This is a genomic window from Streptomyces sp. NPDC031121 (assembly GCF_055570615.1).
In genome coordinates, this window is the sequence record NZ_JBVIGV010000012.1 from 100,407 (window position 1) to 114,828 (window position 14,422).

Here is a 14,422-nt window from a genome sequence, read left to right on the forward strand (position 1 = left end):
GCCCGCCCCGCCTCCCGGGCCCCCCGCCCGCCCGCGCGCCCGCCTCCGCGCCGCCGTGGCCACGCGCGAATCGGCGGGTCAGTGTTAGAAATGGCTCATGGCGGGACGATTTGGTCGACCCAGGGGATCGCCGCCCCGGCAGCCGACCGGGCAGAGCCCGGGACTCGTCGCGCGCTTCACCCGGGGTGCGCACAGCGTCGCCGGCCAGGTCTTCGCGCTGCAGGCGGTGATCGTGCTGCTGGTGATCGCCGCCGCCGCGCTCGCCTTGTTGCTCCAGGCCCGCTACGACAGTGAGCGCGACGCACGCAACCGCTCCCTGGCCGCCGCCGCGGCCTTCGCGCAGGCGCCGGGGCTGCCCGCCGCCCTGGCCTCGCCGGATCCGACGGCCGTGCTGCAGCCGCTCGCGGAGACCGCGCGCAAGGCGTCCGGGGTGGACTTCGTCGCGGTGATGACCCCCGACGGCGTCCGCTACACCGACTCGCGGCCCGAGCTGATCGGCCGGCGGGCCTCCGGGGACCTGTCGCGCGCCACCGGCGGCATGGCGTTCACCGAGACGTTCCGCGGGGAGCCCAGCGACGCGGTGCGCGCCGTGGTGCCCGTACGGGACGCGGACGGGGCGGTGGTCGGGCTGGTCTCCACCGGCATAGAGGTCGGCAACGTCGCCGACACCGTGGAGGGCCAGCTGCCGCTGCTGCTGGGCGCGGCCGCGGGTGCCCTGCTGCTCGGTACGGGCGGTGCGGCGCTGGTCAGCCGGCGGCTGCGGCGCCAGACGCGGGGGCTGGGGGCGGCGGAGATGGCGCGGATGAACGAGCACCACGAGGCGGTGCTGCACGCGGTCCGCGAGGGCGTCCTGATCATCAGCGCCGACCACCGGCTGCTGCTGGCCAACGACGAGGCGCGGCGGCTGCTGGACCTCCCGGAGGACGCGGAGCAGCGGCACGTCTCCGATCTGGGGCTGGATCCGGGCACGACGGCGCTGCTGCTGTCGGGGCGGATCGCGACGGACGAGGTGCACCTGGCGGGCGACCGGCTGCTGGCGGTGAACGTGCGGCCGACGAAGCCGTACCGGGGGCATCCGTCGGGCAGTGTGATGACGCTGCGCGACTCGACGGAGCTGGCGGCGCTGTCGGGGCGTGCGGAGGTGGCCCGGGAGCGGCTGCAGATGCTGTACGAGGCGGGGGTGCGGATCGGGACGACGCTGGATGTGGCGCGGACGGCGGAGGAGCTGACGGAGGTGGCCGTCCCCCGGTTCGCGGACTTCGTGACGGTGGAGCTGCTGGAGCCGGTGCTGCACGGGGAGGATCCGGCGCTCGCGGCGGGGGTGCACACGCGGATGCGGCGTACGGCGATGAGCGGGGTGCGCAGCGACCAGCCGCTCCAGCCGGTCGGGGACATGATCCGGTTCGAGGTGCCGACGGCGCCGATGGCGGCGGCCCTGGACGCGGGCCGGGCGGTGCTGGCGGCGGACCTGCACGCGGCGATGGGGTGGCGGGCGCAGGACGAGTCGGGGACGCGGGCGGCGTTGGACTACGGGCTGCACTCGCTGATCTCGGTGCCGTTGCAGGCGCGGGGTGTGGTGCTCGGGATGGCGAACTTCTGGCGGGCGGACACGCCGGAGGCGTTCGACGAGGAGGACCTGTCGTTCGCGGAGGAGCTGGGGGCGCGGGCGGCGGTCTCCATCGACAACGCCCGCCGGTACACGCGGGAGCATGCGACGGCGGTGACGCTCCAGCAGAGCCTGCTGCCGCGGGTGCTGCCGGAGCAGAACGCGGTGGATGCGGCGTTCCGGTACCTGCCGGCGAAGGCGGGGGTGGGCGGGGACTGGTTCGACGTGATCCCGCTGGCGGGGGCGCGGGTGGCGCTGATCGTGGGGGACGTGGTGGGGCACGGGGTGCATGCGGCGGCGACGATGGGGCGGCTGCGGACGGCCGTGCACAACTTCTCGACGCTGGACATGGCGCCGGACGAGCTGCTGGGCCATCTGGACGAGCTGATCGACCGGATCGACCAGAACGAGTCGGGTGCGGCGGGGTCCGGCTACGGCGGTGACGGGTCCGCGGAGCCGACGGGGATCACGGGGGCGACGTGCCTGTACGCGGTGTACGACCCGGTGTCGGGGCGGTGCACGATGGCGAGCGCCGGGCATCCGGGGCCGGCGCTGGTGTGGCCGGACGGGCGGGTGGAGTTCCCGGAGGTGCCGGTCGGGCTGCCGCTGGGGGTGGGCGGGATGCCGTTCGAGGCGGTGGAGCTGCGGCTGCCGGAGTCGAGCCGGCTGGCGCTGTTCACGGACGGGCTGCTGGAGGACCGGGACCGGGACTTCGACACGGGGCTGGCGATGCTGGGCGAGGTGCTGGGGCGGCCGGGTCGGCGTACGCCGGACGAGGAGTGCGCGGACGTGCTGGCGGCGCTGCTGTTCCCGTCGCCGAGTGACGACATCGCGCTGCTGATCGCGGACACGCGGCGGCTGGAGGCCGACCGGATCGCGGAGTGGGAGGTTCCGCCGGATCCGGCGGCAGTGTCGCGGGTGCGGGGGGCGAGTGCGGCGAAGCTGGCCGAGTGGGGGCTGGACGAGGTGGCGTTCACGGCGGAGCTGATCCTGAGCGAGCTGGTCACGAACGCGATCCGGTACGGGAACACGCCGATCCGGGTGCGGATGCTGCGCGACCGCAGCCTGATCTGCGAGGTGTCCGACGCGAGCAGCACCTCGCCGCACCTGCGGTACGCGGCGACGACCGACGAGGGCGGCCGCGGGCTGTTCCTCGTGGCGCAGTACGCGGACCGGTGGGGGACGCGGTACACGGAGCGCGGGAAGGTGATCTGGGCGGAGCTGCCGCTCACGGCGGTGGAGCCGCCGGGTCCGGCGCCGGATCCGGACGCGCTGGAGGACCTGGCCTGGTGACGGGCGGGGCGGAGGAGCGGGCGGCGGCCCGGCTGCCGCCGCGGGTGCGGGTCAGGTGGGGGGCGGCGGGCCGGCCGTCGTCCGGGTGAGGAGGAGGGCGACGTCGTCCTGGGGGGCGGCGGGCAGCAGGGCGGAGAGGATCGCGTCGCACAGCCGGTCCAGGGGCCCCTGCGGGTCGCGCAGGGCCCAGCCGAGCTGGGCCATGCCCTCGTCGAGGTCGCGGTCGCGGGCTTCGATGAGCCCGTCGGTGTACAGGACGAGGAGGCTGCCGGGCGGCAGGGCGATGCGCTCGGTGCGGAATTCGCGGTTCCCGGTGCCGAGGGGGGTGCCGGGCGGGCCGTCGAGGAAGGTGACCCGGCCGTCGCCGGTGGCGACGGCCGGCGGGGGGTGGCCGGCGCGGGCGATGGTGCAGCCGCCGGACACCGGGTCGTGGACGGCGTACACGCAGGTGGCCATCTCGTCGGCGCCGAGGTCCGCGACGACGGCGTCGAGGGAGCGCAGCAGCCGGTCGGGGGGCACGCCGTGCCGGGCGAGGGTGCGGACGGCGGTGCGGAGCTGGCCCATGACGGCGGCGGCGTGGACGCCGTGGCCCATGACGTCGCCGATGACGAGGCCGGTGCGGCCGCCGGGGAGGCGGATGGCGTCGTACCAGTCGCCGCCGACGTCGTGGTCGCTGGCGGGCAGGTAGCGGCCGGTCAGTTCGAGGCCGGTGACGTCGGGCAGGGGGCTGTTGGTGAGGCTGCGCTGGAGGGTGAGGGCGGCGCGCCGCTGGTTGGTGTACATGCGGGCGTTGTCGATGTTGAGCGCGGCGCGGGCGACGACCTCGTCGATGAGGATGCAGTCCTCCTCGTCGAAGGGTTCGCGGGAGGCCAGCCGGGTGACGGTGACGGCGCCGAGGACGGTGCCGCGGGCGACGAGCGGGATGAGGCGGGCGGACCCGAGGCCGGCGAGGTAGGAGCGGAGGGCCTCGGCACGCGGGTCGGAGATGAGGGCGGGGATGTCGGAGCGGTAGAGGTTCATGGGCCGGCCGTCGGCGATGACCTGCTCGTACACGGTCCCGGCGGGGATCCGGAAGGTCTGTCCGGGGAGGAGCCGCCTGGTGGGGGCGGCGGGGTCGGGGAAGACGGCGGCGAGGCGGCGCAGTACGCCGCGGTGGGTGCCGGCGCCGTCGTCGTCGAGGACGGCTTCGAGGAGCTGGACGTCGGCGGAGTCGGCGAGCCGCGGGACGAGCACCTGGGCGGTCTCCTCGGCCGTCTGCCGCAGGTCGAGGGTGGTGCCGATGCGGGTGCCGGCCTCGGCGAGGACGGCGAAGCGGCGGCGGGCGCGTTCGGCGTCGAGCTGGGCCCGCTGGCTGTCGGTGATGTCGATGAGGGAGGCGATCAGGCCGAGGGGGCGGCCGGCGCCGTCGAGGAGCGGGGCGTAGGAGCAGGACCAGGTCCGGTCGTGGTCGGGGTCGGCGGGGGTGCGGCCGGTGCGGCGGACGTCGACGACGGCGGTGCCTCGTTCGAGGACCCGCTGCATGGTCGCCTCCAGGGCGGCGGCGTTGACGCCGGGGACGACCTCGGTGAGCCGTTTGCCGAGGTGGTCGGCGGGGCTGACGCCGTTCATGCGGGCGAGGGCGTCGTTGACGCGCAGGAACCGCAGGTCGGGGCCGAGGGTCGCGAGCCCGATGGGCGACTGGGTGAACAGGCTCTGGAGGGCGGCGAGGGAGTCCCGCATCCGCAGGACCTCGCTGGTCTCCACCGCGATGAGGAGGGCGCCGGTGCGGCCCTGCCGGTCGACGGCGGGGACGATCCACATCTCCATGGTGACGCGGTGCCCGTCGCGGTGGCGGACGGGGAGGGTGCCGACGACCGTCTCTCCGGCCTGGACGCGCCGGGTGAGCTGGCGGGCGAGCTCGTGGTTGGTGTCGGGGACGAGGACGTCGGCGCCGGACCGGCCGAGGATGTCCTCGGGGCGGTGCCCCAGCAGGTCCTGGGCGGCGAGCGACCACTCCACGACGCGCCCGTCGGCGTCCTCCCGCCACAGGGCGATCGGCAGCAGCTCGCGGAGCACCCCCGCGTATCCGACCGCCGCGGTGGGCCGGTCCGGGCCCCCGCTCGCCGACTGCTTCGTGTCCACCCTCACCGACCTCACCCCGGAGGGTCCGATGCGTACCGATTCACCCTATCCGAGGCTTAGGCCGGCGGCCCTGTGTCGCGGGCCGTACGCGCCCGGTCGCGCGGGTACAGCCACGGCAGCGCGAAGGTCGTCCACAGCAGCACCGTGTACAGGACGAGCACGCCCCACCAGCCGCCGAGCGGGCCCCGGCCGAACTGCACGAGGGCGGCCGCGGCGCCCCCGGCCAGCGCCGCCGGCGGGAGCAGCGGCCACCGGCCCGTCCCGGCGGCCAGGAGGGCCGCCGCGGCCAGGGCGGAGCAGGCCCCGACGAGCACCGTCCGCTCCGCGGGCCCGAGGGCGGGCGTGTGGGCGCCGTGCAGGACGGCGAGGGCGGCCGGCGGGAGGGCGGCCGCCGCGAGCGGCAGCGCCGTGCGGGCCGGGGGCGGCAGGCCCCGCGGCAGGGCCTGGCGTACGCCGCAGGCCAGGGCGAGGGCGGCGTACAGGCAGATCGGGACGTGCGGCAGCAGCGAACCCCAGCGGCCGGTGGCGAAGGCGGTGGCCGACCACAGCAGCAGGGCGGCGGCCAGGGTGTTCCACGGGGCGAGCACCCCGCTCAGCGGCGGCATCCAGACCAGCGGTTTCAGCAGCCCGAGCGCCCCCTGCGGCAGGCGGCTCCAGCGGCGGCCGGCCGGCTGCACCGCCGGCCAGGCGAGGAGCCCGGCACGCAGGGCGGCCCGGCGGGGGTCGGGGGCGCGCAGCAGCCCGCCGACGGTTTCGGCCCCGGTGGCGGCAAACGCCTTGAGGGCCTCGTCGACGTGCTCGGGGTCGAGGGGCGGCGGGTCGGGCAGCGGGTCGGGCGGCCGGTTGCCGTCGCCGAGTGCGAGGAGGAGCGGAAGCTCCTCCGCGAGGATCTCGCGCTGGCGCAGCTCGGTCAGCACGTCGCGTACGCGCTGGCAGGGGCCGACGGCCTGCGGGGAGCGGGCCGCGAGGTCGGCGGCCCAGGCGTCGGTGAACCGTGCGCCCAGGCCGGTCGCCCCGGCGACGAGGCGGCCCAGCCTCGGCAGGTCGACGAGGTCCGAGGGATCGCGGGGGCTTTCCGCGGCGGCGGGGGCGTCGGCGGCGCGGGAGGCGCCGGCTCCGGCGGCGGCGGGGGCAGCGGCGAGGAACCGTTGCAGGCGTTCGTCGGTGGCGACGACGGAGACCAGGGAGGCGGCTCCGTCGAGGCGGCCCCACATCCAGTCGCCCATCCGCCGGCGGACGCTGAGGAAGGCCGCGAAGTTGTTCAGCTGGTTGCCGCCGAGCTTGGCGCGGACGACGTCCTTCGCCGGCGGGGCCTCGCCCAGGCCGTCCAGGACCCGGCGGGTCGCCCAGCTGGTCTCGGCCGCCGAGACGGCGCGGAAGGAGATGCCGGTGGGCTCGGCGAGCGGGTCGGGGCGCAGCGGCCCCAGCAGCACCTCCGCGAAGGCGAGGGCGTCGGCCATCCCGGGGTACGGGGCCGTCGCGGCTTCCCTCAGCGGCTCGTAGCCGTCGAGGCCGGGGGGCGCGGCCCGCCCGATCCGGCCGGCGAGGTGGGTCAGGAGCGGCCACAGCGGGGCGTGGGCGGCGGCGAGGTCTTCAGGAGCCGCGCCGGCCGCGTCGGCGGTGGGGGCGGAGGCCGTGGCGGCGCCGGCGTCCCGGGCGAGGCCGACCGCCCAGGCCTCCCACTGCGCCGGGTCAGCCCCGGGTGGCGGAGGATCCGTCAGGAGGCGTCGCAGGCGGAGGGTGGCGCTCCGGTAGGGCGCGGCGGCGTCGGCGGGCGGCTCCCCGCCGGCCAGTGCCTCGCCGTAGGCGGCGAGCAGCAGCCGGTCCCGGGCAGCGATCAGGGCGGCGACGGCGAAGCGGGCGGCGTAGAGCCGGCGGCGCAGCTCCCGGACCGTTCCGGAGTCGGCCCGCGGGTCGTCGTCCTCCCAGGCCCGGACCCAGTCCATGAGCAGGCGCACCGTGCGGGCCAGGGGCAGCGGCGAATGGCCGGGCCGGGGCAGGGCGGCCCGCCCGTCGGGCAGGACGAGCCGGGCCGCGGCGGCGGGGTCGCGCAGCCGGGCGAACAGCTCGGCCGCGCCGCTGCCCTTCGCGTCGAGCGGTTCCAGCGGGTCCGGGCCTGCGGGCAGCGGCAGGGGGTCCGGGCCGGTCACTCCGGCCGGGTCGGCGAGGAGCCGGATCAGCCGCGCGGCCTCGGCGGCGCCGACGGTGCGCCGGTAGCGGCCCAGCCGGGCGAAGGCGGTCTCGCCCAGCGTGTCGAGGTGCGGGGGCAGGACGCCGCCGGCGCAGTGCCGGTACCGGGCCGCGGCCTCGGCGGCGTCCAGTTCGAGGGCGTCGTCGCGGAGGGACTCGGCGCCGGCCTTCACCGCGAAGGAGGCTGCGGCCGCACGGACGAGGCGGGTGGCCCCGCGCCGGGCCGCCGCGCCCGTCGCGGGGGCGGGCGGGAACGGCGGGACGGGCTGCAGGAACAGCAGCCAGCGCTCGGCGGGCCGGACCGCGGGGGCCGCGGCGACGGCCCGCACCGCCCAGGCGACGGGGATGTTGTCGAGCACTCCCCCGTCGACGAGTTCGACGCAGCCGTCGAGGTCGGGGTCCGGTCGGCCCGTCTCGCTGCTGACGCCGCGCATGTCGACGGCGTCCGGGGCGGCGGAGGCAAGCTTCGAGCCGGGGCCGACGTACACCCGGGCCGGCTCGAAGGCGCCGGGGAACGACGACGAGGCGCGCGCCGCGTATGCCAGGCGGGCGAGGGCGGCGTCCCGGGCGGTGCCGGTGGACTCGTCCGGGAAGTCGGTGAGGGCGGCGCGGTGGCGGAACCGGAAGTAGGCCTGCGACCGGCCGACGGGCAGGGGCGCGCCGAGGGTGGGCCGCACCCGGTCCGGGCGGGGCCGCAGCCGGGTCGCGGTCAGCATCAGCCGCAGCGAGGCGGGCGGCGTCCAGCCGGGCGGCGCCTCGTCGACGAGCCGGCCGAGGGCGCTGCACAGCTCCTGGTGGAAGACCTCGTCTCCCCGGAGCAGGGAATCCGGGACGAGGAACGGCCGCGAGTGCCGCAGCAGCCCCTCGAGATCTCCCACCCCCAGCCAGAGGTCGCGTACGCCCCGCCCGAACGGCATCCCGTAGACCAGGTGGCAGGCCATCAGCACCCCGTTGAGCCCTCCGGCACTGGTCCCCGCCAGCACATCGATGTCGACATGCCGATACCCGCAGGCCGCCAGCATCCCCCGGTACACCCCCCGCCCGCCGCCGGCGGGCGGGTCTGCGGCCTCGGCGCCGCCCGCGGCACCTGGGCGGACCGCACTGCCTGCAGCCCCAGGGCCGGCCGGCGTGTCCGACGAGTACAGCCCCTCCCCACCCGGCGCTCCCTCCGCCCCTTCCGGCCCGCCCTGCTCGCCCGCGGCATCGGCGGCGGGCGGCTGGGCGCCCTCGCGGCCCTGCGGGCGTCGCCCGGGAGCCGCGGCCCGCAGAGCCGCGGTCTCACAGCACGCCCCGCCCATCCACACGGCGAGGCTGACGCCTCCGCGCATCGCCAGGGCAAGGCGCAGCTCCGTGGCGGGCCGGCCCGGGGGGTCGTCGCTCATGCCCCCAGCTTGGCCCGGGACCAAGCGCCCCGCACCCGGGCGACCCGAGCGCCTCGGGGGTGCGCCACGGGAGGGCGGAAGTCGCCTCACAGGCAGGCGCTTTGGCCGACGGGAGGCCCGGCAGGGCACCGTCGGGCGGGCTCCCCGCACCCGCGGGCGGGGGCGGGGGCGGGAGACTCGGTACCCGCCGCAAGCGGCATGCGGTCACCGGCACCCGCGACGCGGCCCGGTCCGACGCGGCGCGCATCCGGCCGGACGCGCTCCCCGGCGGACCGGCCAACTCAAATTGCGGCCCAAGGAGATTGACGTGCCGCCAGCAGAAGGGAGCAGCGGCGCAGGCTTCGCGCGCCCGGCGGCCGGCGCCCACTCCGCCCTCATCGGGCCCAGCCCGAACAGGCCCGGCCCAGGCCTCGCGGCAGCCGGCATGAGGCGGGCCGTGTACGCGGCAGAGCGGCAGCGTGCGGGGCAGCTACCGTCCGGCGTCACCGGGCGGGTGCAGTTGGAGCAGGTCCCAGCGGTTGCCGTACAGGTCCCGGAAGACGGCGACCATGCCGTACGGCTCCTGCCTGGGCGCCTCCTCGAACACGACGCCGGCCGCCCGCATCCGCGCGTGGTCGCGGTCGAACGCGTCGGTGTGGAGGAACCAGCCGACCCGGCCGCCGGTCTGGTCTCCGATACGGGCCTCCTGATCGCCGGTCGCGGCCCTGGCCAGGAGCAGGGCCGTCTCCCGGGACCCGGGCGGGGCGACGACCACCCATCGCTTGTCGTCGTCGATCCGGGTGTCTTCCCGGAGCTCGAACCCGAGGGCGTCCCGATAGAAGGCGATGGCTTCGTCGTAGTCACGTACGACCACGGTCACGAGTCCGAGATGGGGCATGAGGCGATCTTGCCTCTGCGGCGCGCCCGTGCGCCATCCTGGCCCGCCCGGCCCCCTGAACCTTCCCCGGGCGCGCCGCGGCCGCGGCGCGCCCGGGGTCCCTCACGTGGGGCCCGGCCTACTCCCAGTCGTCCCAGGGCGGGTCGGTTTCCTCCGCGTCGAAGGGGGGTTCCTCGTCCAGCGGGGGCTCGTCGTCGTGCGGCGGGCGGGCTGCGGGGGCCGGACTCGGGGCCTCTGCGGCTGCCGGGGCCGCCGCGGACAGGGGGGCCAGGGTCGCCAGGATGCCCTCCGCGTACTTGGCGAGTTTCGCCTCGCCCACGCCGCCCACCGTGCCCAGTTCCGCCGTGGTCGCGGGGAGGCGGGTGGCGATCTCCCGGAGCGTCGCGTCGTGGAAGACGACGTACGCGGGGACGCCCTGTTCGCGGGCGGTCGCGGCGCGCCAGGCCCGGAGGGCCTCGAAGACGGGGACGGCGGCCGCCGGGAGGTCGGCGGGCACGCGGGCGCCCTTGCCGCCGCGGCCTGCGGATACCTTGCGGGTCTGGCCGCCGGCCGGTGCCTTCTCCTTGCGCAGGAGGACGGTCCGGCGGCCGCCGAGGACCTCCCCGCTGGCCTCGGTCAGGACGAGCGTCCCGTACTCGCCCTCGACGGCGAGCAGGCCGAGGGCGAGGAGCTGGCGGACGACACCGCGCCATTCGGCCGTGCCGAGGTCCGCCCCGACGCCGAAGACGGACAGCCGGTCGTGGTCGAACTGGATGACCTTGGCGGTCTTCTTGCCCTGGAGGATGTCGATGATCTGGCCGGCGCCGAACTTCTGCCGGCGCTCGCGGGCGAGCCGCCACACCGTCGACAGGAGTTTCTGCGCGGCGACCGTGCCGTCCCAGGACTCGGCGGGGGTCAGGCAGGTGTCGCAGTTGCCGCAGGGGCCGGACTCCTGGCCGAAGTAGGCGAGCAGCCGGACCCGGCGGCAGTCGACGGTCTCGCACAGGGCGAGCATGGCGTCGAGGTGTGCGGTCAGCGAGCGGCGGTGGGCGTCGCCGCCCTCGGAGCCCTCGATCATCTTGCGCTGCTGGACGACGTCCTGGAGGCCGTACGCGAGCCAGGCGGTGGCGGGTTCGCCGTCGCGGCCGGCGCGGCCGGTCTCCTGGTAGTAGCCCTCGACGGACTTGGGGAGGTCGAGGTGGGCGACGAAGCGCACGTCGGGCTTGTCGATGCCCATGCCGAAGGCGATCGTCGCCACGACGACGACGCCCTCCTCGCGCAGGAAGCGGGACTGGTTCGCGGCGCGGGTCGCGGCGTCCATGCCGGCGTGGTAGGCGACGGCGTCGATGCCGTGTTCCACCAGGGACGCCGCGGTCTTCTCCACCGAGGACCGCGACAGGCAGTAGACGACGCCGGCGTCCCCCTCGTGCTCGGTGCGGATCAGCTCCAGGAGCTGCTTGAGCGGGTTGTCCTTCCCGGCGATCCGGTACTGGATGTTGGGCCGGTCGAAGCTGGCGACGAAGTGCCGGGCGTCCTCCAGGCCGAGGCGGGCGGCGATCTCGGCGTGCGTCGCCGGGGTGGCCGTCGCGGTCAGGGCGATCCGCGGGACGTCGGGCCAGCGCTCGTGGAGCATCGACAGCGCGAGGTAGTCGGGGCGGAAGTCGTGGCCCCACTGGGCGACGCAGTGCGCCTCGTCGATGGCGAAGAGGGAGACCTCGCCCTGGTCGAGGAGGCGCTGCGTGCCCTCCGTGCGGAGCCGTTCGGGGGCGAGGTAGAGCAGGTCGAGCTCGCCCGCGAGGAAGAGCTGCTCGACGGTGCGCCGCTCGTCGATGCCCTGGGTGGAGTTCAGGAAGCCGGCCCGGACGCCGAGCGCCGTCAGCGCGTCGACCTGGTCCTGCATGAGGGCGATCAGCGGGGAGACCACCACCCCGGTGCCGCGCCGGACCAGCGCGGGGATCTGGTAGCAGAGCGACTTGCCGCCGCCGGTGGGCATCAGCACCAGGGCGTCGCCGCCGCCCGCGACGTGCTCGATGATGTGCTGCTGCTCGCCGCGGAAGGAGTCGTACCCGAAGACGCGGTGGAGCACCTCCAGGGCGGCGCCGGTCTCGGGGGTCGCGTCCGTAAGGGTCATGACGGGCAGCCTACCGACCCGCGGCGACACCGTGCCGCGGCCTGTGGAAAACCTCGGCGGCCGGACCGGTCAGCGGCCGTGGCGGGGGGCGAGGAGGCGGTGCAGCCGCCCGGCCCCGGCGGCCGGGTTTCCCGTTGCGGATGCCGGGCCCCCGGCAGCCGGTACGGGCGCGCGCCCGGGCCGCGGGGCGGGGCCGGCGGGCGGCCCGGCCGGCTCCGCGGACGGGCACCACAGTGCGGCGGCGGCGAGCACGGAGCCGGCGGCGAGCACCCCGAGGGCGGCGGCGGCCGCGGTGAGGCCCGCGGTGGCGCCGACCCAGCCGGCCAGCGGGTAGGTCAGCAGCCAGCAGGCGTGGGAGAGGGAGAACTGCGCGGCGAAGGCCTCGGTGCGCCGCCCGGCCGGAACCGCCCGGCGCACCAGGCGGCCCGCGGGGGTGAGCACCGCGGACCCGGCGGCGCCGAGGGCCGCCCACGCGGCGAGGAGTGCGGGCCACCGCCAGGATCCGGGCGCGGCCGCGGTCAGGGCGCCGGCGGCGGCGAGTACGGCGGCCAGGGCGGCCCCGCCGCGCAGCATCACGGTGCGGTCGCAGACGCGGTCGAGGAGGCGGGGCAGGGCCAGGGCGACGGCCATCGAGCCGGCCCCGTACGCGCCGAGGGCGAGGGCGACGTCGCCCGTGCCGCGGCCCAGCAGGTCGCGGACGCAGACGACGGTGTTGACGGTGACGAGGGAGCCGGCCGCGGCCACGGTCAGGTTCAGCAGGAGCAGCGCCCGCAGCTGCGGGGCGGCGAGGAGGAGGCGGACGCCGGCGGCGGCGCGGGCGTGGGCGTGCCCGGCGTGCCGGCCGCCCCCGGCCCCGGCGGTGTCGGGGGGCGGTGCGGCGGCCGGCGGGCGCGGCACGGCGGCGGAGACGACGAGGACGGCGGAGGCGAGGAAGCCGGCGACGGTGCCGAGGAAGAGGCGGTCGTAGGTCGTGACGGCGAGGAGGACGGCGGCCAGGGCGGGGCTGAACAGGGTCTCCAGGTCGTAGGCGAGGCGGGAGAGGGAGAGGGCCCGGGTGTAGTCGCGCTCGTCGGGCAGGACGTCGGGTATCACTGCCTGGAAGGTGGGGGTGAAGGCGGCGGAGGCCGCCTGGAGCAGGAAGACCAGCAGGTAGACCTGCCAGACGCGGTCGACGAACGGCAGGGAGAGGGCGACGGCGGCGCGGGCGAGGTCGGAGCCCGCCATGAGGGCGCGGCGCGGCAGCCGGTGCGCGAGGGCGCCGACGGCGGGTGCGACGGCCACGTACGCCACCATCTTGATCGCCAGGGCGGTGCCGAGGACGGAGCCGGCACGGGGCCCGGCGAGGTCGTGGGCGAGGAGTCCCAGGGCGACCGTGGCCAGGCCGGTGCCCGTGAGGGCGACGACCTGGGCGGCGAACAGGTGCCGGTAGGTGCGGTTGCGCAGGACCGGGAGCATGCGGGGCCTTCCGCTCGGCGGGGCGGGCTCTCCCCACCACCGTAGCGTCAGGTGCGCAGATGCGCACATGACGAGCAGGCGGGTGCCGCCGGCGCACCCGCCGGCCCGGTCGCCCGGAAGCGCTGCGGGCCGGGACAACCGGTCACAGCACTAGGCTGTCCCCATGCCCCCGAGCAATCCCCTGCCACCTGCGGACACCTCGCACCTGCGGGCGCCGGACGGTGCGCGGCTGGCCGAGGCGGCGGCCGTCTTCGCCCTGCTGTCCGACGCCACGCGCCTGCACCTGCTGTGGCTGCTCGCCCAGGGCGAGTCCGACGTCGGCTCGCTGGCCGAGCAGTGCGCCGCCTCGCGGACGGCCGTCAGCCAGCACCTGGCGAAGCTGCGGCTCGCACGGCTGGTGGAGGCCCGCAAGGAGGGGCGGTACGTCCACTACCGGCTGACGGACGGCCACCTGCGGCGGCTGGTCCTGGAGGCGCTCAGCCACGCCGACCACCGGGTGAGCGGGGAGGCCCCGCACGACTGACCCGCGCCGCGTCCCCTGGCCTCCCGCGGCCTCCCACGTGTCGGGGCCGCCCTGCCGCGGGTAGTCCTCCGGGGTCCGCGCCGGGCCTGCCGGCGGGACGGCCGCGGACGGGCCGGCACGCCCGCGGCCGCGGCGCCGCACCGCCGGCGGGGAGCGCACATGGCCGATCCGCAGGCCCGCGACGCCGGGGGCGGCGACCGCCCGGACCGGCTGTTCCAGGTCGTGCACCTGACCAGCCCGGACGGCGTCCCGCCCGGCCTCGCCCGCGAACTGGCCGACTGCTGGGCCGCCGTCGCCAACGCCGGCGGCGCGGTGATCGCGCCGGGCATGCCCATGCCACCCGTCGCAGCCTCCGCCGTCGCACCGGAGGTGGAGCGCCTCCTCGGCGCGCTGCACCCGGCGCGGTGCCGGCTGCTCGCCGCCGTGCGCGGCGGGACGCTCGCGGGCTGGCTCGTCCTGCGCCGCGACCCGCACCCGCTGGTCGCCCACTGCGCGGTGGTCAACCACGTCCAGACCCACCCCCGCTTCCGGGGCCGCGGGACGGGCAGCGCCCTCATGGCGGCCGCGGCCGCCGTGGCCCGCGGCGCGATGGGGGTGGAGCGGCTCCAGCTCAGCGTGCGGTCGGGCTGCGGCCTGGAGGGGTTCTACCGGCGGCTGGGCTGGGAGGAGGTGGGCCGCTGGCCGGGGGCACTGCGGGTGGCGCCGGGGGACGACCGGGACGACGTGCTGATGAGCCTCACGCTGTGACCGCCGGGGCGGCGGGGCCCCGGGCGGCGGGAACCCGGCGTGGGACGCCGCCGCGCGCCCTCCGCCCCCGCGGCCGGCGCGCACGCCAGGCCGGGCGGTCCGCCGGGCCGCAGTCCGG

8 protein-coding genes are annotated in these 14,422 nt (G+C 77.1%); 3 read left to right on the plus strand and 5 right to left on the minus strand.

What is annotated here, in order from left to right:
* Window positions 1-97: 97 nt before the first annotated feature.
* Window positions 98-2,899, plus strand: a complete 2,802-nt coding sequence (locus ACZ462_RS23170; protein WP_467804678.1) for a SpoIIE family protein phosphatase — start codon at window positions 98-100, stop codon at window positions 2,897-2,899.
* 51 nt (window positions 2,900-2,950) lie between these two features.
* On the opposite strand, the gene ACZ462_RS23175 is transcribed toward ACZ462_RS23170, so the two are convergent.
* From ACZ462_RS23175 to ACZ462_RS23195, 5 genes are all read right to left on the minus strand, one after another.
* A complete protein-coding gene (locus ACZ462_RS23175; protein ID WP_467804677.1) occupies window positions 2,951-5,020 on the minus strand; it encodes a SpoIIE family protein phosphatase in 2,070 nt (689 codons plus the stop codon).
* A gap of 56 nt (window positions 5,021-5,076) precedes the next feature.
* The gene (locus ACZ462_RS23180; RefSeq protein ID WP_467804676.1) at window positions 5,077-8,592 is read right to left on the minus strand and encodes a patatin-like protein; all 3,516 of its coding nucleotides are present in this window, start codon (window positions 8,590-8,592) and stop codon (window positions 5,077-5,079) included.
* 469 nt (window positions 8,593-9,061) lie between these two features.
* A complete protein-coding gene (locus ACZ462_RS23185) occupies window positions 9,062-9,469 on the minus strand; it encodes a VOC family protein (protein WP_467804675.1) in 408 nt (135 codons plus the stop codon).
* A 118-nt stretch (window positions 9,470-9,587) separates the two neighbouring features.
* The gene (recQ, locus tag ACZ462_RS23190) at window positions 9,588-11,579 is read right to left on the minus strand and encodes a DNA helicase RecQ (RefSeq protein ID WP_467804674.1); all 1,992 of its coding nucleotides are present in this window, start codon (window positions 11,577-11,579) and stop codon (window positions 9,588-9,590) included.
* Between the two features lie 69 nt (window positions 11,580-11,648).
* Window positions 11,649-13,034, minus strand: coding sequence for an MFS transporter (locus ACZ462_RS23195; RefSeq protein WP_467804673.1), 1,386 nt, complete (start codon window positions 13,032-13,034; stop codon window positions 11,649-11,651).
* A 163-nt stretch (window positions 13,035-13,197) separates the two neighbouring features.
* Here ACZ462_RS23195 and ACZ462_RS23200 point away from each other — a divergent pair, with 163 nt between their 5' ends.
* Both ACZ462_RS23200 and ACZ462_RS23205 read left to right on the plus strand, forming a co-directional pair.
* Entirely contained in the window at window positions 13,198-13,557 is a 360-nt protein-coding gene (locus ACZ462_RS23200; protein WP_114054952.1) for an ArsR/SmtB family transcription factor, read from the plus strand.
* Window positions 13,558-13,716: 159 nt separating this feature from the next.
* Window positions 13,717-14,304, plus strand: a complete 588-nt coding sequence (locus tag ACZ462_RS23205; protein ID WP_467804672.1) for a GNAT family N-acetyltransferase — start codon at window positions 13,717-13,719, stop codon at window positions 14,302-14,304.
* The last annotated feature ends 118 nt before the right edge of the window (window positions 14,305-14,422 follow it).

Bases quoted from the DNA above. Each gene is read 5' to 3' on its own strand.
- ACZ462_RS23170 (WP_467804678.1), top strand. From the start codon at position 98: ATGGCGGGACGATTTGGTCGACCCAGGGGATCGCCGCCCCGGCAGCCG.
- ACZ462_RS23180 (WP_467804676.1), bottom strand. From the start codon at position 8,592: ATGAGCGACGACCCCCCGGGCCGGCCCGCCACGGAGCTGCGCCTTGCC.
- ACZ462_RS23185 (WP_467804675.1), bottom strand. From the start codon at position 9,469: ATGCCCCATCTCGGACTCGTGACCGTGGTCGTACGTGACTACGACGAA.
- recQ (WP_467804674.1), bottom strand. From the start codon at position 11,579: ATGACCCTTACGGACGCGACCCCCGAGACCGGCGCCGCCCTGGAGGTG.
- ACZ462_RS23195 (WP_467804673.1), bottom strand. From the start codon at position 13,034: ATGCTCCCGGTCCTGCGCAACCGCACCTACCGGCACCTGTTCGCCGCC.
- ACZ462_RS23200 (WP_114054952.1), top strand. From the start codon at position 13,198: ATGCCCCCGAGCAATCCCCTGCCACCTGCGGACACCTCGCACCTGCGG.
- ACZ462_RS23205 (WP_467804672.1), top strand. From the start codon at position 13,717: ATGGCCGATCCGCAGGCCCGCGACGCCGGGGGCGGCGACCGCCCGGAC.